The sequence below is a fragment of the Microbacterium sp. BWT-B31 genome (assembly GCF_041379855.1).
In the GTDB taxonomy this organism is placed as follows: Bacteria; Actinomycetota; Actinomycetes; order Actinomycetales; family Microbacteriaceae; genus Microbacterium.
Window position 1 is genome coordinate 286,188 of the sequence record NZ_JBFECU010000001.1, and the last position, 23,950, is coordinate 310,137.

A 23,950-nucleotide genomic window follows, 5' to 3' on the forward strand; every position below is an offset into this window, starting at 1 on the left:
AAACTCAATACCCATTCACCGCACGTGTCATATAGCGGGCACGTGATCGAAAGGAACCCATAGTGCTCATCGCACAGCGTCCCACCCTGAACGAGGAGAAGATCGGGGAGTTCCGCAGCCGCTTCGTCATCGAGCCGCTCGAGCCCGGCTTCGGCTACACGATCGGCAACGCGCTGCGTCGCAGCCTCCTGTCGTCGATCCCCGGCGCCGCGGTCACGTCGATCCGCATCGACGGCGTCCTCCACGAGTTCAGCACCATCCCGGGTGTGAAAGAGGATGTCACCGAGATCATCCTCAACATCAAGCAGCTGGTCGTCTCCAGCGAGCGCGACGAGCCCATCACCGCGTACCTGCGCAAGACGGGCGCCGGCGAGGTCACCGCGGCCGACATCTCCGCCCCCGCGGGTGTCGAGGTGCACAACCCCGAACTGGTCATCGCGACCCTGAACGACACCGCCAAGTTCGAGCTCGAGCTCACCATCGAGCGCGGCCGCGGCTACGTCTCGGCCACGCAGAACCGCAACGAGTACGCCGAGGCCGGTCAGGTTCCCATCGACTCGATCTACTCGCCGGTGCTCAAGGTCTCGTACCGCGTCGATGCGACGCGTGCCGGCGAGCGCACCGACTTCGACAAGCTCGTGCTGGACGTCGAGACCAAGCCCTCGATCGCACCGCGCGACGCTGTCGCGTCGGCCGGTCGCACCCTCACCGAGCTGTTCGGACTCGCCCGTGAGCTGAACGTCGAGGCCGAGGGCATCGAGATCGGCCCCGCGCCGGTCGAAACGGTCCTCTCGAACGAGCTGTCGATGCCGATCGAGGACCTCGACCTGTCGGTCCGCTCGTACAACTGCCTCAAGCGCGAAGGCATCAACACCGTGTCGGAGCTGGTCGCCCTGTCGGAGACGCAGCTCATGAACATCCGCAACTTCGGTCAGAAGTCGGTCGACGAGGTGCGCGACAAGCTCGTCTCGCTCGGCCTGTCGCTGAAGGACTCGGTGCCCGGGTTCGACGGTGCGCACTTCTACGGCGGCTACGACGACGAGACCGTCTGAGCCGGCATCCCCCCGACCGAATTCATCCTGGAGTAACTGAGAATGCCCAAGCCCACGAAGGGTCCCCGCCTCGGCGGCGGTCCCGCCCACGAGCGCCTGCTGCTTGCGAACCTCGCCGCTGCGCTGTTCACGCACAAGTCGATCAAGACGACCGAGACCAAGGCCAAGCGCCTGCGTCCGCTCGCCGAGCGCCTCATCACGTTCGCCAAGCGCGGCGACCTGCACGCGCGTCGTCGCGTGCTGTCGGTCATCGGTGACAAGGAAGTCGTGCACGTCCTGTTCACCGAGATCGCACCGCTGGTCGCGGACCGCGAGGGCGGCTACACCCGCATCACCAAGGTCGGCAACCGCAAGGGCGACAACGCGCCGATGGCCGTGATCGAGCTCGTCCTCGAGCCGGTCGCCCCGAAGGCGAAGGCTGCCAAGAAGGCCGCTCCCGCCGCCGAGGCCGCGCCGGTCGCCGACGAGGCGCCGGTCGAGGAGGCGGCCGCCGAGCAGACCGTCGACGAGGCTGCCGAGACCGGCGTCGAGTCGCCCGAGGAGGGCGCCGCCGCTGAGGCCGTCGCCGAGGACGCCGAGGCCGAGGCCGAGAAGGCGTAATCACCTCGCAATCACTGCACGTTCAGACCCGCGTGCCCTTCGGGGCACGCGGGTCTGAACGTTTTCGGGGGACCCCGCCACCGCGTAGGGTGAGCGGATGACCGTCGACGCCCACGAACCCCGCGACACCGGCGACGCCGCCCCGGCACCGCCCCGCCTGAGCGAGAGGCTCGGCGACGTGCGCGAGCCCGCGGTGCCGCGGCATCCGGAAGTCTCGACGTGGCGTGCCGCCGCACGAGATGACCTCGAGGCGATCGTCGAGCTGACCCGCGCGTGCGACCGCGTCGACCACCCGAGCTGGTTCACTCCGCGCGACGAGATCGAGGAGGTGTTCGACGCGTCGTGGATCGACCCCGCGTGGGACACCCTGCTCGGGTTCGACGGCGACGGCCGGCTGGTCGCGATCGGCGGCATCATCGTGCACCCGTCCCGCGACGTGCATGCGCACGTGTACCTGACCGGCCGCGTGCACCCCGAGGTGCGCGGGCGCGGCCTCGGACGCGAGGTGCTGCGGTGGGAGGAGGAGCGGGCGCTCCAGGCGCTCGCCGAGCTCGACCTCGCGGTGCCCGCCGCGGTGTTCGCATACGCCGAGGAGGGCGACGTCGCCCTGCAGCACCTCGCCGAGCGCCGCGGGTTCGCGCCCGAGCGGTGGTTCACCACCATGGTGCGCGACCTCGCGGTCGAGATCCCGACGGTCGAGGCATCCGGCGACGCGGTGATCTGCGCGTACGAGCCCGCGCTCAAGGAGGCGACGCGGGTCGCCCGCAACGACGCGTTCCGCGACCACTGGGGGAGCCTCGAGACGCCGCCTGAGCGCTGGGACCACTTCGCCGAAGGCCCCTTCCTGCGCCCCGACCTGAGCCGGGTCGCGACCGAGGGCGACCGCGTGGTCGCGCTCGCGCTCGGCTCGGTGAACGAGGAGGACTGGGCGGCGCAGGGCTACACCAGCGTGTACATCGACCTCATCGGCGTCACGCGCGACCGCCGCGGCCGCCGCCTCGCCCCGGCGGTCATCACCGCTCTGCTGCAGGCCGCGCGCGACGCGGGGCTCGACAAGGCCGTGCTGGACGTCGACACCGAGAGCCCGACCGGTGCGAACAGCCTGTACGGGGCGCTCGGTTTCGCGCCGACCGAGCGGGTGGTCGCGCTGGTCCGCCGGTACTGACCGTCGCCGGCCGGGCGCTGCTCACCGCAGGCGGGGCCCGCACGACCCACCCGCGGGACGCGTGAGCCGCGGGTAGCGCGGGCAAGCCTCTATCTCGCGGGCGGGCGCGCGGCGTACCATGGGCGCACCCCGGAATTGCCTCGGGGGCTGGGGTTTCTCGCGGGAATCGGCAGCGGGCCGTCGTGGGGGAGCAGGCGATGTCGGAGTCGAGCGCAGGCGCGGGCGCCACCGGGTGGGTGGGAACCCCGAAGTCGCGTCGGCGCGCCGGGCTGTCGATCTACTCGCTGCTGCTGATCATGCTGCTGTCGGTGAGCGTCTTGTCGAGCATCGTCGTGGGCATCATCGGCTACGTCAACGGCACCGAGGCGCTGCGGGCGATCGCGTACGAGAAGCTCGTCGAGATCCGCGAGAACCGCGCGCGCGAGGTGTCCCAGCTGTTCGGCAACATCGAGAACACGGTGCGGCTGGGGGCGCTCAACGAGACGAGCACGCAGGCGGCGCGGGATTTCACGGCCGGGTTCGCCCAGCTCGAGAGCCAGAGACTGGATGCCGCGGCATCGGCTGCTCTGAAGCGGTACTACGCCGACAGCTTCGCCACCGACCTGGCCGAGGCGACCGGCCAGAGCGTCGACGGCTCGGCGTTCGAGCCGCGCGACGATGCGCAGCGCTACCTGCAGTACCACTACGTGATCCCGTTCGCGTCGTGGGAGGACGCGATCGAGAGCGACGACGCCGGAGACGGCAGCGCGTGGTCGGCGGCGCACTCGCGCTTCCACGCGTACTTCCGCGCGATGACCGAGCTGCACGACTTCGAGGACGTGCTCATGATCGACACCGACGGCAACGTCGTGTACTCGGCGTTCAAGGGCGTGGACCTCGGCACGAACCTGCTGGAGGGCCCGTACCGACTCTCGAACCTCGCCGACGCCTACCGTCAGGCGATGACGCGCAACATCGTCGGCGAGGTCGTCATCGCGGATTTCGCCTCGTACAGCCCGAGCCTCGGCAGCCCCGCAGGCTGGGCGGTCACCCCGATCGCGGTGGACGGAGAGGTCATCGGCGCGCTCGCGGTGGAGCTTCCCATCGACCGCATCAACAGCGTCATGACCGTCGACGGCGACTTCGCGATCAACGGTCTCGGCAGCACCGGCGAGACCTACCTGGTCGGCCGGGACGGTCTCATGAGGTCGATCTCGCGCCAGCTGCAGGACGACCCCGGGGCGTACGAGGCGAACGCGATCGCCGCGGGCCTGTCGCCGGCGGCGGCCGCGCTGAGCGTGCACAACGGCAACACGCTGCTGCAGCAGACGGTCGCCAGCGACGCGGTGCGGCGCGCGTTCGCGGGCGAGAGCGGCACGCTGCTCGAGCGGGACTACCTCGGCCGCGACGCGCTCACCGCGTACGGGCCGCTCAACGTCGAGGGGCTCAACTGGGCCATCGTCGCTCAGGAGACCTCGCAGGAGGCGATGCTGCCCGTCGAGGACTTCACGCGCAACCTCATCCTCTCGACGGCGGGCATGATCATCTTCGTGTGCCTGCTGTCGCTCGTGCTGGCGCAGGTGTTCGTGCGGCCGCTGCGGCGCCTGAAGGAGGCCGCGCAGCGCATCGCCGCGGGCGAGGAGGGCGTGCAGGTCGACGCGGGTTCCAGCGACGAGCTCGCCGACGTCGCGCGCGCCTTCAACGACATGAGCCGGAGCCTGCAGGTCAAGTCGCACCTCATCGACGAGCAGGAGCGCGCCAACGAGCAGCTCATCCTGTCGTTCATGCCCGAGGGAATGGCCAGCCGCTACCGCCACGGCGACGAGGCGATCACGCAGGACAGCGACGATGTGACCGTGGTGTTCGCCGACATCGTGGGCTTCGAGCAGCTCGCACTCGCTCTCAGCTCAGAAGAAGCCGTCTCGCGACTGAACGACATCATCCGCGCATTCGACGAGGCCGCCGAGAAGTACGGCGTGGAGCGCGTGCGCACGACGCGCCAGGGCTACCTCGCGAGCGTGGGGCTTGCCAACCCCCGCGTGGACAACGCGCGCCGCGCCGTCGAGTTCGCGCTCGAACTGGACTCGATCCTCGAGCGGTACTCCACGCAGCAGGGCGTCGACCTGCACCTGCGCGCGGGCCTGGACTCGGGGAGGGTCTCCAGCGGCCTGATCGGTCGTGCACGGGTCGTCTACGACATGTGGGGGGATGCGGTCAACCTCGCGTTCCGCGTGCAGGGCGATTCGGCGGAGCCGGGCATCTACGTGACCGAGCGCGTCGCCGAGCGGCTGCCGGACATGATCTCGCTCACGCCCGCCGGAGACCTCGAGACGCAGAGCGGGCCGCAGCGCGTGTGGCGGGTCGACAGTCCCGGCTCGGCGGCGCGGGGGTGAGGCATCCGTGGCCGACATCGTCTCGCAGCCGTGGTTCTGGCCCGCCGTCATCGTCTCGGTGGGCCTGCCGCTCGTTCTCATCGGGCTGACCGAGTTCCACAACGCCCTCGCCCGCCGGGGCAGCCGCGCCGCGCCGATCGTGCTGCTGGTGCGCAACTACCTCGTGCCGGTCGCGGGCGTGCTGGTGCTGATCAGCCAGCCGGGGGCGTGGCAGGGCGAGGGCACGTGGCCGCGCGTGATCTGGACGATCTTCGGGCTGCTGGTGATCGTCGTGACGATCAACGCGATCAACCACCTGGTGTTCCACCGGGCCGAGAAGGGGTCGTGGCGCGACCGGTTCCCCACGATCTTCAGCGACCTGATCCGGTTCGTGCTGATCGTGCTGGGCATCGCGGCCGTCTTCTGGTGGGTGTGGGATGCCGACGTCGCGGGCGTCTTCGCGGCGCTGGGCATCACGTCCATCGTCGTGGGCCTGGCGCTGCAGAACGCGGTCGGGTCTGTGGTGTCGGGACTGTTCCTCATCTTCGAGTCGCCGTTCGAGCTGGGGGACTGGATCGAGACGGGCGACGAGCGCGGCAAGGTCGTCGAGGTGAACTGGCGCGCGGTGCACCTGGACACCGGCAACGGCATCCTGGTGATTCCGACGTCGGAGCTGGCGGGCGGCTCGTTCCTGAACCTGACGCGCAGCTCGTCGCCGTACGAGGCGGGGGCGGAGTTGCTCTTCGCCACCGACGACCCGCCGGGCCGGGTGCGGGATCTTCTGGTGCAGGTGGCGCGCGACATCTCGCTCGTGTCGGAAGATGCCGAGCCCTATGCGTCGGCGCTGCCGGGGTCGCGCTACGCGGTGTGGATCCCGCTGCGCAGCCCCGGCGACCGCTTCGCGGTGCTGAACGCCTTCCACACGCGCGTCTGGTACGCCGCGCGGCGGGTGGGACTGCACCTCGACGGCGACATCACCGACATCTGGCACACGCCCGGCCGTCTGCAGGACGCCCTGCGCCGGGTCGGTCCGGCTCTCAGCCTCAAGGCGGGCGAAACTGACGCGCTCGCCGGCAAGGCGCGGCTGGAGCGCTACTGCGTGGGCGAGTCGCTGCTGCGGCCGGGCATGGTCCCCACCGAGACCCGCTTCATCGTTGAGGGCACCGTCACGCTCGGCATCCCCACCGAAGAACAGGGCTTCGTGCAGGTGACGCAGCTGGGGCCGGGCGACGCGGTGGGCCTTACCGCGCTGTCGCGCACGCAGACGATCTCGCGCGCGGTCGCCACGAGCGAGGTCGACTGCGTGGTGCTGCCGGTCGCGGTGCTCGACGACATCGTGCGCACGCATCCGTCTGTCGCCCGTGAGATCGTGCGCGAGAACGAGAACCGGCTGCAGCAGGCCAGGGCCGCGATGGCCGCCGTCGGCGAGCGGATGCCGCTGACCCGGCGCGTGCTCGGCTGAGGAGTGCCGTCCTTCTCGGCGAGTCGCCGAGAAGCGCGCGCCGCGAGCGGCCGCAATAGGCTGGTTGCGTGCGGATCCGCCTCGACATCGCCTACGACGGCACGAACTTCCGCGGATGGGCCCGACAGCCGGGGCTGCGCACGGTGCAGGGGGCGCTCGAGGGCGCGCTGCAGCGCGTGCTGGGCGGGGACCCGCGGCTGGTGGTCGCCGGGCGCACCGACGCGGGCGTGCACGCCAGCGGCCAGGTCGCGCACCTCGACCTCGACGACGAGCAGCGGCGGCGCCTCGACAGCCGCCCGGGCCGGAACGGCCACACCGATCCGGTCGCGACGCTCGCCGGGCGCCTGCGCGGCGTGCTGGGCGCGTACGCCGATGTGACGGTGCATCGCACGGCGCTTGCGCCCGAGGGCTTCGACGCGCGCTTCTCGGCCGTGTGGCGACGGTACTCGTACCGCATCGCCGACCAGACGACGGGCTACGACCCGCTCGAGCGGGCGCGCACCACGACCGTGCGGGCACACCTCGACGAGCAGGCGATGGATGCCGCGGCCCGCACCCTCACGGGCCTTCACGACTTCGCCGCCTACTGCAAGCCGCGCGACGAGGCAACGACCATCCGCACGCTCCTCGAGTACGACTGGCACCGCGACGCCGAGGGGGTGCTCGTCGCGAACGTCAAGGCCGACGCGTTCTGCCACAGCATGGTGCGCGCGCTCGTCGGGGGCTGCGTCGCGGTCGGCCAGGGGCGCCTCGACATCGCCGATCTCGCGGCGATCCGCGACGAGGGTCTGCGCACGAGCGACTTCACGGTGCTGGCCGCCCGCGGGCTCACCCTCACGGCGGTCGGGTATCCGGCCGACGATCTGCTGGCTGCCCGCGCCGAGCAGACGCGGGCACGACGCGACAGCGAATGACGCGCACGGGCGCGTGAGGCCGGATGCACAGACACCGTGCGCACACGTGGCTAGACTGACCGCGTCGGGCCTCCGGGCACGTCAGGTCCGGGGGGATGGATGCACACGAAGAGGCGTCGGGTGGCCGCGGTGGTCGTGGCATCCGCCGTCATGACAGCCCTGGCGGGCTGCGGACCAGCGCCGTGGGACGACCCGACCGCCTCGCCGACCTCGAGCGCGTCGACGGGCGTACCGACCCCCGTGCCCAACGACCTCTCGACCGGCTCGACGCAGCGCACCCTCACCGCCGGAGCCGTGACCGCGACGGTCGACTACTGGTCCGATCTGTCGATGGACAAGTGGACCGCAAGCGCGATCAAGCCGGTCACCCTCTCGCTGACGACGACGGTCACGCCGGATGACGGGCAGAAGGTGTACCTGCAGCGCGTCACGATGATCGCCGTGCCCTCGTCGACGTCCGGACCGCTCACCGCCCTTGACGCGCAGACCGACACCGCGACGGTGAGCCCCGGCTATCTCGTGCTGTCGCCCTACAGCTACTCGCAGACCTTCCGCATCGGCCAAGTGCCGGATGAGACCGTGTCGGTCGCGGTGCAGTTCACGTACGACTTCCTCGTGCAGGCGACGCCGACCTCGACCGACTACGCCAAGCAGGCGACATCCGACACCCTCACCATCGCGATAGCGGGATGACGCCCGTGTCGACCCGCTCGACGCCGACGGACTCCCACGCGTCGCCTCCGCTCGCCCGCGCGTGCTCCGCCGCGCCCGTCGCGGCGGCGACGAGCGTGCGCAGGTCGTAGCCCACCGCCGCCGCGGACGCCCATCCCGCGCTCGCGGTGGTGTGGATCAGCGGCGAGAAGCGGGTGCCGACGGCGGGTACGCGCGCGAGGGTCTTGCCGACGGCCGCGCGCATCGTCGAATCGGGCTGCGCCGTGACTACCACGATCGTCCCGAGGCGCGGGGACCCGACGAGGGGGTCGGCGGCGAAGCCGGCCACGGCAGTCGACCGGAAGAGACCCAGCAGCTCCGACAGCGCCTCGTCGCCCGTCAGCTGCCGCAGTTCGTCGTCGTCGTCGAGTCGCAGGCACACGACCGACACGGGGTCGCCTGCGCTCTCGGCCTCAGCCACCCGAGCGGCGGCGGCGCGCTCGAACTGCTGCCACTCATGGGCGACGATCGTCCGGTGCGCGAGCGGGCTGTCGCGCAGCGTGAAGCCCACCGCGGCGATCACGGCGCAGATGACGTACACGCCCAGCGTGATGCTGGCGATCACCTGCTGCAGCTCGAGATCCGCCGGGGTCGTGCCGGGCAGGAGCGCCGTGACGTAGCCCTGCACGCCCAGCCCGAAGAACACGATCGAGGCGACGACCAGCGGGATCGCGCACGCCTCGCGCCGGGTCGGGCGGCGGCGTGTCCAGTCGAGGACGAAGAACGCCGCGAACAGCGACGAGAGCAGGAACACGGTCCGATACAAGAAGGGGAACGACGTCTCGTCAGAGAGCATGAGTGCCACGGTGGACACGACGAGGAAGGCCACGCTGACCGAGATGAACGGGTGCCGCCGCCACATGATGCGAAAGCCCGACCACAGGAAGGCGGCGCCGCTGAAGAGCACGCCCATCGACGCGTGCCGCGCCTGGTCGGACTCGATGAGGCGCCCCGCGATCAGCCCGAACGTCGCAAGCAGGATGAGGGTGAACGCAATGGTCCAGTACAGCGTCCCGATGCCGGGCCTTGCGAGGAACGCGACGCCGATCGTGACGATGGTGGCGATCGTGACGATCGCCGCCTGGAGGAACCCCACCTCGAGGAACGAGTCGCGCAGCAGGTCGATCATGCTCGGGGCCCGCCTTCCTCGTCGCGCTCTCCGCGCGGCAGACGCACCGTCGCGGTCGTGCCGACTCCGGGCTCGCTCTGGAACGACAGCGTGCCGCGGTGCTCGGCGACGATCTGGTGCGTGATGACCAGCCCCAGGCCGGTGCCGCCGGCCATCTCGGCGGCACCGCTCGCGCGGAAGTAGGCGTCGAAAAGGCGAGGCAGGTCCTCGGCCGCTATTCCGATGCCGGTGTCGGCGATCGTCAGCGCGACGGCGTCGCCTTCGATCGCGGTGCTCACGCTCACACTCCCGCCGTCGGGGGTGTACTTGACGGCGTTGCTGAGCAGGTTGTCGACGACCTGGCGCAGTCGGAACGCGTTGCCGAGGACCGGGAGAGGCTCGCTGTTGCGATCGTCGATCGTCACCGCCCGCGGGTTCGCCGCCATGCGGAACGACGCGATCGAGTCGCGCAGGATCGGCTGCAGGTCGACGACGCCGAACTCGGCGGAGGCGGCGTCGCCGGTGCGGGCTTGGGCGAGCACCCGCCTCGCCATCTCGAGCAGGCGCTCACCGGCGTCGTGGATCGTCTCGAGGCGCCGGCGGGTGCGGTCGCTCAGCTCGTCGCCCTCGAGCGCCAGTTCGGCGTTGCCCAACACGACGGTGAGGGGGCTCTTCATCTCGTGCGACGCGAACGCCAGCGCGCGCTCGCGCTCCTGCTGGGCGATCGTGATGCCTGTGATGTCCTGTGCGACCAGCAGCATGCTCTCGACGCCCTCGTCGCGGTCGAGCCGCGACGCGCTCACCGAGAGGGCGCGCCACTCCCCGTCCGCGGTGAACAGCCACACCACGGCATCCTGGAAGCTCCTGCCCCGCAGGGCGCGCGCGAGCGGCCGACGATCGAGGGGGATGGGCTCGCCCCGCAGCGTCGAGTAGTCGATCGACCGCGCGGGCTGGCTGAGGTCGGCCGGGTCCAGTCCGTACAGCCGCAGGTACGTGTCGTTCGCGCTGATGATGCCCTCACCCACCGCGATGCGCGCGATCCCGATGTCGACCTCGTTCACGATCTCACGGATGCGGCGCTCCTGGCCCTCGCGACGCTCGAGGCTCTTCGTGAGGCGCCCGGACTGCCGGTCGAGGACCTTGCGCAGCGCGCGGGTGTTCGACAGGGCGATGTGGACCGTCAGCCCGATGAACACGAGGGCGAGCAGGATGATCAGGAACCGCAGCGCGTTGGACGCGCCCGGGTGCGCGAGAGAGTCCACCACGATAGCCGCAGAGACCGTCGCGAGCATCAGGAACAGCGTCCGCCACGAGGCGAACATCGCGATCCACATGACCGGGAACACCCACAGCAGGCTCAGCCCGCGCTGCGGATCCCCTCCCGAGGCCGACGCGAGCACGCCGATCGCGACGGCGTCGGCGAACGGCACCACCGTCACCGCCCATCCCGGCAGCCTCCACCACGGCAGCGCGAGGGTCGCGACGGTGATGACGACCAGCACCACGAACCCGAAGGCGTAGGTCCATCGCGTGAACAGCTGCGGCATCATCGCGAGCACGAGGAGGTTGATGGCCAGGGTGGCGGCGCCGAGGCCGAGCTGAGTCATCCAGATCGACCGCGTGCGCGCATCCGGCCTGCTCAAGCTGACGTTCGCCATACGTCCCCCGGGTGTGCGACTGAGCCGAGTCTAGCCAGCCGGATGCCACGCGACAGCGCGCTCGTCGGACGCCCCGTCTGCGGTGTCGGTCTTGCGGATTCCTTGCGCATACCTTGCGTCGGGCGTCTGGCCCTCTGGAGGGGGTGATGCGGTCGGTGGGAGAGGCTGATGGCACAGGCCGAATCGACCCGAACCCTTCGGCCTGGGCTCGGGGCGTCGTCACAGCCCCGGTCGAGCAGATCCCCAGACCGGGCGACCCGAACACTCGGTCCCGACGTCGACCGGGGCGTGACCTCACCCGCCCCGGCCCGTTGTGGGCCCCGACCCGAAGACAGCCACATGAACGACATCGTCCGATACTCCCGCACGACCGACATCCAGCGTTTCCGCCCGGCCGGCGTCGGCGAGCCGCAAACGCGCATCCCCGAGCCCGACCCTGCCGAGGGCCTCGCCGACAGCCTCGCCGACGACTTCACCGCCGTGCTCGAGGAGGACGCGACGAACCGGTCGACGATCGGATGCGTCATCCCCGCGTACAACGAGGAGGAGACCATCGCCGCGGTGATCGAGTCGCTGCTCGGCCAGACCCGCGTGCCCGACGCGATCCACGTGGTCGTCAACAACACGTCGGACGCGACGGTGCGGATCGCCTCGCGCTACGCCGGCCCGTACGAGCTCACGACGGACCTCGGCGACCAGTTCACCGAGGTGTTCGTGCACGACATCGGCAAGAACCCCGACAAGAAGGTCGGCGCGCTCAACTACGGCTACTCGCTCGTCGAGGGCTACGACTTCCTGCTGGGTGTGGACGGCGACACCGTCGCCGACCCGCGCGCCGTCGAATACCTCGAGGCCGAGGCGATCTCGGACACCCGCATCGGCGGCATCTCGGCGATCTATACGATCGACGACAAGCCGATCAAGGGGTTCGCGGCGAAATTCCTCATCGCCGGGCAGCGCGCGCAGTTCGCCGCGTTCAACCTGCACAACCTGCTGCGTGGTCGGAACATGGCCGTGCTCGGCGGCCAGTTCTCGATCTTCGCGACACAGGCGCTGCGCGACGTCATGCGCGAGAACCGCCAGTCGACCCCATGGGTGAAGGACAGCGAGGTCGAGGACTCGCTGCTGTCGCTGCAGATCAAGAGCGCCGGCTACCTCACCAAGATCAGTCCGCTCGCCCGCGCCGACGTCGGCGGCATGACCACCATGCGTGCGCTCGACGCGCAGCAGGTGAAGTGGACGTACGGTGCGATCGAGCTCATGTGGCCGGGGCAGCGCGGCGACACCAAGGGGCAGCCGTTCCACCCGAACCTGCGCGTGCGCTGGTTCGAGAACTTCGGCATGGCGACGAACCTCTTCGTGCGACTCGCGTTCTTCGTCCTGCTGGCGGGGTCGCTGTCGATCAACGCGTTCGTGTTCTCGCCCTGGTGGCTCCTGCCGGTCGCGGTCGCGATGCTGCTCAACCTGCGCATGGCGCTGACGATACAGACCCGGTCGGCGCGCGACATCCTGTTCGCCGTCACGTTCCTGCCCGCCGAGGTCTACATGTGGGTGCGGCTCAGCTTCTTCGTGCGGTCGTGGTCGCGATTCCTGTCGAAGAAGCGCGTCGACAACTGGGCGCTGCAGGCCAAGGCCGAGCGCGGTTCGGGCTTCGGCCACTGGATCCCGCTGGTGGTGGCCGTCGCGGTGCTCGTCGCGGTCGCGGTCATCTGGAGCATGCTCGGCCCGGTCGTGCAGTCGACGATCCTGTGGATCGGCTGGCCGATCGTGGGTGTGGTCACAGTGCTGCAGACGCTCTCCATGTTCTTCAAGCTGGTGCGTCGCCAGCAGGGCTACCGTGTGTGACGGTTGCCGATGACGGATGCCTCGGCCGGCCGCGCGCGTCAGGCCGAGGTCAGCCGATAGCCGACGCCGCGCACCGTCTCGATGTAGCGCGGGTTCGCCGGGTTGTCACCGAGCTTGCGGCGGAGGTTCGTCATGTGCGCCTCTACCGCACGCTTGTCGGCGTCGCCGACGAAATAGCTGGTGACGTACGATTCGCCGCGCAGCATGAGCGTGAGGTCGGCCTTGCTGCGTACACGCCGCTTGGAGTCCAGCAGAGTCGCCAGCAGGTCGAACTCGGTGCGGGTGAGGTCGAGTTCGTCGTCGCCGCGCATGGCGATGCGGTTGTCGGGATGCAGGCGCAGGTCGCGGTGGACGAGCCATCCGACGTCTTCGGCGTCGGCGGCGGGCGTCGCCGGGTGGTTCGGCTGCTGGCCGGCATCCGGGCGCGGCGCGTTCGGTGCCGGCGCCGCCGCGGGGCGCACTCCGGGGAACGTCGGGCCGACGTCGCCCTGTCCTGACGGGACGGGGGTGGCGGCAGGCGGCGCGACCTGACCCCGCTGGCTCGCTCGCCGCGTGATCGCCTCGACGCGCGCGCGAAGCTCGCGCGGACGGAAGGGCTTTGCGAGGTACTCGTCGGCGCCCGCGTTCAGGCCGGTGATGACATCCGCTTCTTCGTTGAGGCCGGTGAGCATGATGATGTAGGTGTCGGATGCCGCGCGGATGCGCCGTGCGGACTCGAACCCGTCGATGCCGGGCAGGTGGATGTCGAGTGTCGTCAACAGCGGCCGGTAGGTGAGCACTGCCCGCACGCCGTCGAGGCCGTTGCCCACCGACACCGTCGAGAACCCGGCCGCCTCGAGCACTTCGACGAGCAGCCTGCGGACCTCGGGGTCATCTTCGATGATGACCGCGGTCTTCGACTCGGCCCCGGATGCGGACATGCGGCGTGGTTCCTCTTCCTGACCAGGATCATCGGATGGCACGGCTCGTTCCGATGCTACACACGCCGATCCGCACAGAACCTGCTCATCGCGCGACGTTTCGCCGCGTCAGCTCGACGGCTGCCTCGGGCCACCATTCGCCGGCGGGCGGGCCGCCGTTGCACGCTCCGTCGCTCTCGCCCGGTGGCTTGATCCACAGGTTCGCGTCGACGACGTCGTCGGCGATCGTGCCGCCCGGGTCTCCGACCAGGCGCCCGGGCGGATTGCACCACTCGCCGTTCGATCCGGCGCCGTTGCGCGAGGTGTCGATCACCGCGTGCAGTCCGCCCAGGCGCGCCGAGAGGGCGTGCGCGTACGAGACCTCGTCGGCCGTGCGGTTGAAGTTCGACACGTTCGTCGCGAACCCGCGGATCTCGCCGTCGGCGTCGAGCCGCTCGATCAGGCCGGCCATCTCGTCGATGGGCAGCCAATTCGAGTGGCCGCCGTCGACGTAGATGCGCGTGGCGGGGGCGGCGAGCGCGTCGATCGCGCCGCGCAGGTGGCGCACCCTCGCATCTACGCCGCCGCACTCCGGGGCGAGCGCGAGGCTGTCGGGCTCGAGCATCACGATGGGCGAGAGGTCTCCCGCGCCGGCGAGGGCCTCGCCGATCGCGGCCGTCCATTCCGCGTAGGCGTCGTCGTCGAGCCCACCTGCCGACAGCCCGCCGCAGTCGCGGTCAGGCAGCCCGTACACGACGATCGCAAGGCGTGCGGACTGGTCGCGCGCCTCGCTCGCGAGCTGACCGATGCGGGCCTGGACCGAGGTCACGGGGGTGGACTCGGGCGTGAGCCAGTACGCGGTGGGTTGCTCGCTCAGGTACGCGGCGGCGTCGTGCTCGGGCGTGCCGGCCTCGGCGTCCGCCGCGGCGAGGGCCGCCTTCGAGAGGGCGGACGCCTGGACCGGCCGGTCGTCGCCTGAGACCCCGTCGTCCGTCGTGACGCCTCCGGCGAAGACGATGGCCGCCGTGACGCCGGCCGCGATCGCCGCGACCGCGACCGCGGCGCTCACCCAGCCCAGCGTCCGCCCGCGCCCGCGGGCGGACGGGGCGCGACGGGGCGTCGGCGGGCCGGTCACGGTCGGACTCTACCGTCACCGAACGCATGCTGTGAGTACACGCTGGATGCTCCTGCTCGACACGCACCGGATGCCCGACGGTCGTAGGCTGGCCTCGACATGAGGGTGATCTCATACAACCTGCGCAAGCACCGGGCCGCACGCGAGCTCGGCGGCCTCGTCGAACGCCATGGGGCAGACGTGCTGTGCTTGCAGGAGTGCGACTCCGCCGACATGCCCGACACCCTGGGCGGTCTGCGGCTCGCCGAGGCGACGCAGCGCAACCGGCTCGGGCTGGCGGTCTACTTTCGCGAGAACACCTATCGGGCGGTCGAGGTGCGCTCGCTCGCGCTCAAGAAGTCGCTGCACGATCGCGTGCTGAAGCCCGCCGAGGAGCGCATGCTGGGCGTGCGGCTGCACGACATCGACGAAGGACACGAGGTGATCGTGGCGTCCTTCCATGCCGCGCCCCTGACCGCGCTGAACTCGTTGCGCCGCCACCAGATCCGCACCGCGCTGTCGGAGCTTCAGGAGCTCGGACCGGGACTGCCGGCGCTCATGGTCGGCGACTTCAACTACCCGGTGTTCAAGGAGCATCTGGGTCAGAAGGTGCGCGAGCAGGGGTACGAGCTGTCGCTGAGCGACGCGCGCACATACACGCGGTACCGGTTCTTCCGCGGTCACTACGACTTCGCCACCTCGGTCGGGTTCACGATCGACAAGGTGCAGACGCTCCCGCAGGGCCTGAGCGACCACCTGCCGATCCTGGTCACCGCAGAGGTGACCGAGCCGGCCGCGGGGGCGCGGGCGGCAGATCTGGCGTCCTGAGCCTCCGTCGCGGCGCCGCACGGTGAGGGTGACTGCGCCGGCGGGGGCGCGTATGCTCTCACCAACCAATCAGCCATCGCGCCGCAGCGTCGCAGCGTCTCTCAGAGGGAGGCGACGCCGAGTGAACGCTGACACTGATGCGCAGAGGGTCGTGTTGCCCGCGCCGCGCGGCGGCGCGGATGCGCGCGCGTGGTTCACCGCCTATCTCGTCGCGCTGGCGGCCGTGGCGTTCTGGCCGACACCGGTGGACCGCGGGGCGAGTGGGCTGCTCGACGCGATCACGCGCGCGGTGCCGTGGCTGACCTACGACCTCATCGAGGTGACCGCGAACCTGCTGCTGTTCGTGCCGTTCGGCGGGCTTCTCGCGCTCGTGGTGACCCCGCGGGGGCTGGTCGTGCCGATCGCGTTCGCGGCGACCCTCGCAATCGAGACGCTGCAGGCGCTGCTGCTCAGCGAACGCACGCCCAGCGTGCGCGACGTCGTGGCCAACACGCTCGGCGCGACGCTCGGACTGCTTCTCGTGCTGCTGGTGCAGCGCCTGCGGCGAGCCCGCGCGCGCCGCGGGGAGAGCACCAGCAGGAGGGCCTAGCGGCGTCCCATTCCGTGGTACGCGAACCCGGCTGCGCGCCAGGCCGCGGCATCCCACCCGTTTCGCCCGTCGACGACGACCCGGCCGTCGGTGAGCGTCGCGGTGTGCTCGGGGGTCAGCTCGCGACGGTACTCGTCCCACTCGGTGACCAGCACGATGGCGTCGGCGCCCCGCAGCGCCTCGTCGCGGTCTTCGACGTAGTTCAGCTGCGGGTGCAGGCGCCGCGCGTTGTCGATGGCGGCCGGGTCGGTGACGGTGACGGATGCCCCGAGCCCGCGCAGCCGCACCGCGACGTCGAGCGCGGGGGAGTCGCGGATGTCGTCGCTGTGGGGCTTGAACGCGGCTCCGAGAAGCGTCACCCGCTTCTCGTACACCGAGCCGCCGAGCGACTCGACGACGAGTTCGACGGCGCGGTCGCGGCGGCGCAGGTTGATCGCGTCGACCTCGCGGAGGAATCCGACGGACTCGCCGCGGCCGAGCTCTTCGGCGCGGGCGGCGAACGCGCGGATGTCCTTCGGCAGGCACCCGCCGCCGAAGCCGATGCCGGCGCCGAGGAAGCGCCGGCCGATGCGCGCGTCGTGACCGATCGCGTCGGCGAGCTGGGTGACGTCGGCGCCGGTGACCTCGGCGATCTCGGCCATCGCGTTGATGAACGAGATCTTGGTCGCCAGGAACGCGTTGGCGGCGACCTTGACGAGCTCGGCAGTCGCCCAGTCGGTGACGAGGAACGGCGTGTCGGCGGCGACCGCGGTGTGGTACACCGCCTTCATCGTCTCGACGACGGTGCCGGCATCCGGCCCGTCTGCGACCCCCACCACGAGCCGGTCCGGCTCGACCGTGTCTTTCACCGCCCATCCCTCGCGAAGGAACTCCGGGTTCCACACGAGCACCGCGCCCGTGGGCTCGATCAGCTCGGCGAGCCGCGCCGCGGTGCCCACCGGCACGGTCGACTTGCCGGCGACGATATCGCCGGGCGCCAGGTGCGGCAGGAGCGCCTCGACGGCAGCGTCGACGTACGTGAGATCGGCGGCGTACCCGCCCTGCTGCTGCGGGGTGCCGACGGCGATGAAGTGCACGCGCGCGCCGCGGGCTGCGGCGATGTCGGTGGTGAACCGCAGCGCGCCCGAGTCGACGCCGGCGGTGAGCAGTTCCTGCAGGTCGGGCTCGAAGAACGGCGCCTCGCCGCGCGAGAGCGACTCGACCTTGCCCTCGTCGACGTCGATGCCGACCACCTCATGGCCGATGGAGGCCATGGCCGCGGCGTGTACGGCGCCGAGGTATCCGCATCCGATGACAGTCAGGCGCATGGGGGCTCCGTTTCGGTACAGGGCGGGAGAGGGAAGACGGCATCCATTCCTATCAGACGCGCGCTTGGGGGAGCCGGTCGGTGTCACCGACCCAGCTCACGGCGGCCTTCATCGAGGCACTTCGCCATGGTGGCAGAAGAACGCTCCGCGAGTGCGCCCTCCGCAGGAGGTCGGCGGACTCGAGCGAGGCGAAGTCGAGGGCCAGGCCCGTGCCGAGCGCCTTCGCGTACGACTCCTTCACCGTCCACAGCTGCGTCAGCCACGCCCGTCTCGCGTGGGCGCCGAGGGACTCCGCGCGCCGTCGTTCGTCTGGCGTGCACAGCCGGCGCCGCAGTGCGGGCTGGTCGAACACGGGCGCGACCGTCTCGATGTCGACTCCGACCAGGCCATGCCGTGCCACGGCGACCACCAGGGCGCCGCCGGAGTGGGCGATGCTCACATCGATGCCGGCATCCGCCGGCCGTGCGCGCCGCAGCCGGGGCTTCTCGCCGCGGGCGGTGTGCTCGAAGCCCCGCCACGGCAGGCCCCAGCGGTCGTGCACGATCTCGCGCACCCACGCACGCGTCGTGAGGTACTCGGTGCGGCGGCGACCGGCCAGCCCCTCGGCCGACGCGGCGTCTTCCCCGAGCAGCAGCGCCGCCTCGGCTCGCGACCATTCGTGCGCACGCGACAACGATCCGGCGCGCAGGTGCACGCCGACCGACGTGGCGGTCGGCGCCGTCACATCACTGGCCGGCAAGCTCTGCGATCCCTTTCGCAAGCTCACGGATCGTCGGGTAGTCCCACACGATCGTCGGGTCGACGTCGAGCTGGAACTCGTCCTCGATGTCGCCGCACAGCGTCAGCGCGTAGACCGAGTCCAGTCCGAGATCGCTCAGCGGCGTGTCGTTGGTGAAGGAGTCCGCAGCGGCCTTGCCGTAGGCGACGACGCGCCCCACGAGCCAGTCCTCGATCTGAGCGGGAGCGAGTTGCACGGTCATGATCGTGTCCTTTCGGTCGGGTCTGCGGCGGCCGGATGCGGCCCCGCGGATGGGTACACGGGCACCGGGTGAAGGCCCACCGAGCGCGAACCGGCCGCGCACTGCTCGCCGTGCCGCACGAGGCGTTCGACGACCTCGTCGGGCAGCGGCTCATGGCGCCCGTCGAGGCGCCCGAGCACGCGCCGCAGGCACGCCTCGGCGATGAGCGCATCCGCGCCGATCTCGCCCGAGTCGGGCAAGGACGCCCACATGCCCAGGACGGCGGCGGCCGAGAGGTGGAGGGCGATCTCGCGCGCGAGGTCGAACGTCGCGGCGGGCGCCGCCCACGGATTCGCGTGCGGGGTGAGGCTCCGTGCGAGCGCTCGGGCGGCGGCGTATCGCTCGGCGAGCTCTTCCACCAGCCGAAGCAGCCCGGGCGCGCGTGCGGCCAGGGCCTCGCGCACCCCGGGGTCTTCGAGGGTCGCGCCGAGCGGATCGGCGCTCGCATCGAGGCCGAGGGCCGCGAAGTCGGGTTCGCGCGGCTGGCGCGGTGCGGCCAACAGTCGCAGATCGGGCTCCTGGGTCTGAAGTGGCTGTCGTGCCCAGGTCGGCAGGATCGAGACGACGTCGAGCAGAGCCGACCCGCCGCCGGCAAGGCCCGCCTGCACCCCGGCGAGGTCGCGCACGAGCTTCTCGATGAGGGCGTACGGCTCCAGTCGGGCGTAGAACGTCGACGACGCCAGTACGGACAGCTGCCTCATCGTCTCGGAGAGCAGTCGCGGGATCAGATGCGCCCCGGCGGCGCTCAGCAGGAAGCTCTCGTCCGGCGCGTCGTGCAGGCTGCGCACGATCGCCGTGCTGAAGGCATCCGCGAGCAGGGTGTCGGCGAGCGCATCGGCGTACAGGGCCCGGGCGTGCGGGATGTCGAGCACGGTGGCGCCGTACAGCAGGCGCGAACGGGCATACAGGATCGCCTCGTGCAGCGCCGCCTCGACCGAGGCGATCGCCAGAGCGGGCACGATCGCGCGCGTCACCTGCGTCGCGATCCGGGCGGTATCGCCCCCGGTGCCGGGCGCTCCGATCATGGCGGATGCCGGCACCTCGGCGCCGTCGAATCGCAGCGCGCCGGCGCCGGCGCCGCGCAGGCCCGCCGTGAGCACGCGGTCCGCTCCGCCGGTCGTGAGTGGCGATGCCGCTCCCGTCCACAGCAGCAGCGACAGCGAGGCGGCTTCCGCGTCGTCGCCGGTGCGCGCCAGGATCAGCACCGAGTCCGTGCGACCCCGGCCGAGGACGATCTGCTCGCCTCCGGTCACACGCCATCGGCCGTCCACAGCCTCGGCGATGCAGCCCGCGCCGCGGTCGCCGTGCTCGAGCTCGGCGAAGGCGGCCGCGATGCGCTCCCCGCGCAGCAGCCGGCGGGCCAGGTCGGACTGCTGCTGCGCGCTGCCGGCGACCCACACGCCGACCGCGGCGGTCAGCGACGCGAGGGCGTGGCCGAATCCGACGGAGGGGTCGCGGCGGAAGACGGGCCGCAGCCGCGCGACGAGGTCGGCGGTGTCGCCCCACCGGCCCCCGAGCGACAGGGGGACGAACTCACCGGCCGCGCCCCACTCGTCGAGGATCGCCTCGGCGAACGAGCTCGACCGACGTGCGTCGTCGTCGGCGATCACCGCAGTGTGTGCGAACGGCCCGTCCTCATGCGGGTCGCCGAACAGCAGTTCGAGGTCGGACGCGGCATCCGCCGGGCCGGCTTGAAGCGATCTCGTGCTCATCGAACTCATGGCCTCACCCCGCCCAGTCCGACAGGACGGTGACCGCAGCGCCCGCGGCGCGGGCGCCGCGGGCGCTGCCGGTCACGGCGTCGGCGACCGCCGGGTCGATCGGCGGCCCGCCCAGCCTCTGCACGACGCGTTGCAGCACCGCCGCCAGCCACGCGTCGTCGCCCGCGAACGGCACGGGAAGCGCGTCGCGGCGAGCGAGCCCGAACGCGAGGGCGCACGCGCCGCCGAACACGAGGGCCGCGCGCTCGGCGACCTGGAACGTGCGGGGGTGCGGCTGACTTTCGCGCGGCAGAGCGGCCGCCTCGAGCACCACCGTCTCGTACTCGGCGAGCACGCGTCGCGCGGCATCCCGCACCGGCGCTGACAGTGGCGCGGTCTCGACGAGCTCCGGAAGGGCACGCAGCAGCTGGGGCCCCTCGCGGGAGACGAGCCGCAGGGCCTGGGGCGCCAGGGCCCCGGCCTGCGCGCCGGGGCGCAGCGGGTCGAGGACGCGCGAGATCTCGGGAGCGGGGGCGGGGCGCGCCATCGCGGGGAACTCGTTGATGATCACGTTGAGGTTGACCACCGAGTTGCCGTCGAAGATGCCCACCACCCGGCTGTCGCGCGCGGCCTTCTGGAACGCACCGGCGCCCGCGAACCCGACGAACTGCGAATGGAGCCCGAGCAGGTCTGTCAGGTCGCGCACGAGCAGGTCCACCGTTCCGGGAACGAGCACCTTGACGAACGCGCTCACGGGGCTCATCTCGGCCGGCGCGGAGTGCATCGTGCGGGCCCCGACGAACATCACGATCTCGGCCAGCAGCAGGTCGGCGACAGCCTCCGCGAGCGCGCGCCGGGTGGCCGGCAGGTCCGCGAGCCGGACGCCGTGCACGCGGTGATCGGTCGCGAAGTCCAGGGCGATCGCCAGCGCCTGGTCGGCCGCGCCGACCGACAGCGCCGTGCACAGCGTCCGCGTCAGCTGCAGGGACTTCAGGACGATCTCGAGGCCGTGACCGACGGGGCCGACGAACGCCGAACCGCCGACGGTCGTTCCGGTGAATCGGATGCCGCTGATGTCGGCTCCGCGGATGCCGTGGGTCGAGACCTTCGGCTCGTACGACAGCGTGCTGGGGTCGACGTCGTGCTTGTCGACGAGCAGGAGCGACAGCGACCTCGGTCCGGGCTCGTCGCTCGTGCGTGCGAGGATCGTCATCGCCCGGCCGCGGGTGGCGTTGCCGATCGGCCATTTGCCGCCGTCGATGCGGACCGTCGGACCGCCGCCGCGCGCGACGGTGGCTGAGCGGGACAGATCCGATCCCCGGCCCCGCTCGGTGAGCCCCCACGAGACGGGATCGCCCGTGACGGCGATCGCGGCCGTCCGCGCGGCGATCTCGCCGCCGGCGACCCACGCGCACACCGATCCGAGAAAGGTCTTGCCGTGCCCCACGGCGGCGGTCACGTCCCGCCGGGCGACGTGCCGGATCATCAGCAGCGGCGCGGTGACATCGGTGAGCTTGCCGCCGTGCTCGGCGGGCACGTAATGCCGCTGCAGGCCCCAGGCGTCGATCGCGGCGAGCGCGTCGGCGGGGAAGGCCGAACGCTCGTCGAGCCGGACCGCGACATCGGTGCGCATCAGCGCGGCCGCGTCGCGGGGATCGCCCAGGTACCGGTCGAACTCGCGGACGGAGGCGAGCAGGTCGATCGAGGTGGTGCCCGTCACGCCTTCACCGCCTCGAATCCCTCGGCGTAGAGCACGGGCAGCTGCTGCCGGGTGACCAGCGCGCGGGTGAGCGACCGCTGCACCTTGCCGCTGGTCGTGCGCGGCAGGGTCCCTTTGCGGATCAGGGCGACGCCCAGACTGGCAAGCGAGAACTCGTCGCCGACCCGCCGCCGCAGATCCGCGCTGAGCGCGGCATGGTCGGTCGCCGCCTTCGGGTCGATCTCGGCGACGAGGCCGACGTCGGCGTCGTGGTCCGGCAGCTCGAACGCGACGCTCAGGCATCCCGGCGCCAGCAGGTTTCCGGCGGCGGTCTCGAGATCGTGCGGATAGATGTTTCGGCCGCGGATGATGATGAGGTCCTTGAGACGCCCCGTCACCACCAGCTCGCCGTCGAGGAGGGCGCCCAGGTCGCCCGTGCGCAGGTAGGCGCGGCCGGGCTCTTCGGGCAGCGTCGCGCCGAAGTCCTCGCGCGTCTGCTCGGGGCGGTTCCAGTATCCGCGTGCGACGCTCGTGCCGCTCACCCAGATCTCGCCGACAGCGCCATCGGGCACCCGGAGCGAGGTGTTCGGGTCGACGATCGCGACGGTCATGCCCCTCACCGGCGGTCCGCATGAGACCAGCGAGAGCTCGCGCTCGCCCGGGGCGGCCGGTGCGACGACGTCGCGTTCGATCGCGTCGGCGGATGCGAGGATCGGCACAGGCGAGGAGGTGCCGCGCCGTCCGGTCACGATGAGGGTGGTCTCGGCCATGCCGAACGCGGGCACGAACGCCTCGCCGCGGAATCCGGCCGGTGCGAAGCGTGCGGTGAAGTCGCGGAGGGTCTGGATCCGCACCGGCTCGGCCCCCGTGATGATCGCCTCGACGCTGGACAGGTCGAGGGTGGCGAGCTGTTCGTCGGTGGCCAGCCGGCTGCACAGCGCGAACGCGAAGTCGGGTCCGACGGTGTGGGTGGCGCGGTGCTCGGTCATGAGGCGCAGCCACTGCAGCGGCCGCCGCAGGAACTGCGACGGAGAGGTCAGATAGAGGGATGCCCCGGCGAACAGCGGCTGCAGGATCTGGCCGATCAGCCCCATGTCGTGGTAGTGCGGCAGCCACCCCACGGTCACGCTCGACGAGGTCGTGCCGACGACGCCCTGGATGGCGAGCTGATTGGCGAGCAGATTGCCGTGCGAGATCATCACGCCCTTGGGAACGCCGGTCGAGCCCGACGTGTACTGCAGGATCGCCAGCGCCGTGTCGTCGATCGCGGGCATCGCCCACTGGTCGTACGCCCCCGCGGAGGGCCCTTCGACGGTGAGGACGGGTGCCTCGCCCACCACCTCGTCGTCGCGCACGCCGAGCGGGGCCAGCGCTGCCGGTTCGGTCAGGAGCGCTTTCGCGCCGGCGTCCCGTGCGATCGCGAAGAGCCGGGCGCGCACCGCGTCGGCATTGCGCGCCGCCGTGATGGGCGCCGGCGTGGCCACGACCCCGGCGTAGAGGCATCCCAGGAACGCGCGGATGAACGGCAGGCCCGGTTCGAACGCGAGCACCGCGACATCGCCCGGGACCAGTCCGCGCTCGCGCAGCTCGACCGCTCGAGCACGCGCGTCCCTGTCGAGCTCCGCGTAGGACAGGTCTTCGTACGCGACGGGCGAGTCGTAGAACCGGATGCCGCGCCCGGCGGCGCCGGACGCTGAGCGTCGCAGCTCCCGCACGAATGCGGATCCCATGTGTGAAGCCATGATTCACTCCCCCTGCCGCAGCGGGTGGACGCCGACGAAGGCACCGCCCCCCGGCGCCTGATGTTCAGCGTGACCGATGCAAGGGTCAGGGCTGTTACGTGCGCGTTAACTCTGCGGCACCAGCTCCGGTGCGCTCGGGACTCGCGGCTAGTCTGCGAAGTGAGCGGCCAGCGCAGCGCGACGGCCG

The 23,950-nt window shown here is 71.2% G+C and carries 20 protein-coding genes; 10 read left to right on the forward strand and 10 right to left on the reverse strand.

Going from position 1 to position 23,950, the window contains the following annotated elements:
* The first annotated feature begins 62 nt into the window (after positions 1-62).
* From AB1K54_RS01240 to AB1K54_RS01270, 7 genes are all read left to right on the forward strand, one after another.
* Entirely contained in the window at positions 63-1,052 is a 990-nt protein-coding gene (locus tag AB1K54_RS01240; protein ID WP_371200870.1) for a DNA-directed RNA polymerase subunit alpha, read from the forward strand.
* A 42-nt stretch (positions 1,053-1,094) separates the two neighbouring features.
* The gene (rplQ, locus tag AB1K54_RS01245) at positions 1,095-1,652 is read left to right on the forward strand and encodes a 50S ribosomal protein L17 (protein WP_371200871.1); all 558 of its coding nucleotides are present in this window, start codon (positions 1,095-1,097) and stop codon (positions 1,650-1,652) included.
* Between the two features lie 97 nt (positions 1,653-1,749).
* Positions 1,750-2,817 carry a GNAT family N-acetyltransferase gene (locus AB1K54_RS01250; RefSeq protein WP_371200872.1) on the forward strand — a complete coding sequence of 356 codons (1,068 nt, stop codon included), beginning with the start codon at positions 1,750-1,752 and terminating at the stop codon, positions 2,815-2,817.
* A gap of 197 nt (positions 2,818-3,014) precedes the next feature.
* Entirely contained in the window at positions 3,015-5,189 is a 2,175-nt protein-coding gene (locus AB1K54_RS01255) for an adenylate/guanylate cyclase domain-containing protein (RefSeq protein ID WP_371200873.1), read from the forward strand.
* Between the two features lie 7 nt (positions 5,190-5,196).
* A complete protein-coding gene (locus AB1K54_RS01260) occupies positions 5,197-6,630 on the forward strand; it encodes a mechanosensitive ion channel domain-containing protein (protein ID WP_371200874.1) in 1,434 nt (477 codons plus the stop codon).
* A gap of 68 nt (positions 6,631-6,698) precedes the next feature.
* The gene (gene truA, locus AB1K54_RS01265) at positions 6,699-7,544 is read left to right on the forward strand and encodes a tRNA pseudouridine(38-40) synthase TruA (protein WP_371200875.1); all 846 of its coding nucleotides are present in this window, start codon (positions 6,699-6,701) and stop codon (positions 7,542-7,544) included.
* Positions 7,545-7,664: 120 nt separating this feature from the next.
* Entirely contained in the window at positions 7,665-8,237 is a 573-nt protein-coding gene (locus AB1K54_RS01270) for a hypothetical protein (protein ID WP_371200876.1), read from the forward strand.
* Here the strand turns inward: AB1K54_RS01270 and AB1K54_RS01275 are convergent.
* The gene (locus tag AB1K54_RS01275) at positions 8,215-9,384 is read right to left on the reverse strand and encodes a hypothetical protein (protein ID WP_371200877.1); all 1,170 of its coding nucleotides are present in this window, start codon (positions 9,382-9,384) and stop codon (positions 8,215-8,217) included. The genes AB1K54_RS01270 and AB1K54_RS01275 overlap by 23 nt on opposite strands.
* Positions 9,381-10,970 carry an ATP-binding protein gene (locus tag AB1K54_RS01280; RefSeq protein ID WP_371200878.1) on the reverse strand — a complete coding sequence of 530 codons (1,590 nt, stop codon included), beginning with the start codon at positions 10,968-10,970 and terminating at the stop codon, positions 9,381-9,383. The genes AB1K54_RS01275 and AB1K54_RS01280 overlap by 4 nt, the downstream gene beginning before the upstream one ends.
* 390 nt (positions 10,971-11,360) lie before the next feature.
* On the opposite strand from AB1K54_RS01280, the gene AB1K54_RS01285 reads away from it, so the two are divergent.
* Positions 11,361-12,866: a glycosyltransferase gene (locus AB1K54_RS01285; protein WP_371200879.1), complete on the forward strand. Its 1,506-nt coding sequence runs from the start codon at positions 11,361-11,363 to the stop codon at positions 12,864-12,866.
* A 38-nt stretch (positions 12,867-12,904) separates the two neighbouring features.
* On the opposite strand, the gene AB1K54_RS01290 is transcribed toward AB1K54_RS01285, so the two are convergent.
* Together AB1K54_RS01290 and AB1K54_RS01295 are read right to left on the reverse strand one after the other, a co-directional pair.
* Positions 12,905-13,786: a response regulator transcription factor gene (locus tag AB1K54_RS01290; RefSeq protein WP_371200880.1), complete on the reverse strand. Its 882-nt coding sequence runs from the start codon at positions 13,784-13,786 to the stop codon at positions 12,905-12,907.
* A gap of 85 nt (positions 13,787-13,871) precedes the next feature.
* Entirely contained in the window at positions 13,872-14,900 is a 1,029-nt protein-coding gene (locus AB1K54_RS01295) for a glycoside hydrolase family 6 protein (RefSeq protein WP_371200881.1), read from the reverse strand.
* A 99-nt stretch (positions 14,901-14,999) separates the two neighbouring features.
* Here AB1K54_RS01295 and AB1K54_RS01300 point away from each other — a divergent pair, with 99 nt between their 5' ends.
* On the forward strand, positions 15,000-15,707 hold the full coding sequence (locus tag AB1K54_RS01300) for an endonuclease/exonuclease/phosphatase family protein (RefSeq protein WP_371200882.1): 708 nt from the start codon (positions 15,000-15,002) through the stop codon (positions 15,705-15,707).
* A 121-nt stretch (positions 15,708-15,828) separates the two neighbouring features.
* Entirely contained in the window at positions 15,829-16,296 is a 468-nt protein-coding gene (locus tag AB1K54_RS01305; protein ID WP_371200883.1) for a VanZ family protein, read from the forward strand.
* Here the strand turns inward: AB1K54_RS01305 and AB1K54_RS01310 are convergent.
* The 6 genes from AB1K54_RS01310 to AB1K54_RS01335 are packed head-to-tail and all read right to left on the reverse strand — an operon-like array spanning position 16,293 to position 23,751.
* Positions 16,293-17,603, reverse strand: coding sequence for a UDP-glucose/GDP-mannose dehydrogenase family protein (locus tag AB1K54_RS01310; RefSeq protein ID WP_371200884.1), 1,311 nt, complete (start codon positions 17,601-17,603; stop codon positions 16,293-16,295). The two genes, AB1K54_RS01305 and AB1K54_RS01310, sit on opposite strands and share 4 nt — an antisense overlap.
* A 52-nt stretch (positions 17,604-17,655) precedes the next feature.
* Positions 17,656-18,342 carry a 4'-phosphopantetheinyl transferase superfamily protein gene (locus AB1K54_RS01315; RefSeq protein WP_371200885.1) on the reverse strand — a complete coding sequence of 229 codons (687 nt, stop codon included), beginning with the start codon at positions 18,340-18,342 and terminating at the stop codon, positions 17,656-17,658.
* Entirely contained in the window at positions 18,329-18,583 is a 255-nt protein-coding gene (locus tag AB1K54_RS01320) for an acyl carrier protein (protein WP_371200886.1), read from the reverse strand. The genes AB1K54_RS01315 and AB1K54_RS01320 overlap by 14 nt, the downstream gene beginning before the upstream one ends.
* Entirely contained in the window at positions 18,580-20,334 is a 1,755-nt protein-coding gene (locus AB1K54_RS01325; RefSeq protein ID WP_371200887.1) for a hypothetical protein, read from the reverse strand. The genes AB1K54_RS01320 and AB1K54_RS01325 overlap by 4 nt, the downstream gene beginning before the upstream one ends.
* 13 nt (positions 20,335-20,347) lie before the next feature.
* Positions 20,348-22,042, reverse strand: a complete 1,695-nt coding sequence (locus AB1K54_RS01330) for an acyl-CoA dehydrogenase family protein (protein WP_371200888.1) — start codon at positions 22,040-22,042, stop codon at positions 20,348-20,350.
* Positions 22,039-23,751, reverse strand: coding sequence for a fatty acyl-AMP ligase (locus AB1K54_RS01335; protein ID WP_371200889.1), 1,713 nt, complete (start codon positions 23,749-23,751; stop codon positions 22,039-22,041). The genes AB1K54_RS01330 and AB1K54_RS01335 overlap by 4 nt, the downstream gene beginning before the upstream one ends.
* Between the last annotated feature and the right edge of the window lie 199 nt (positions 23,752-23,950).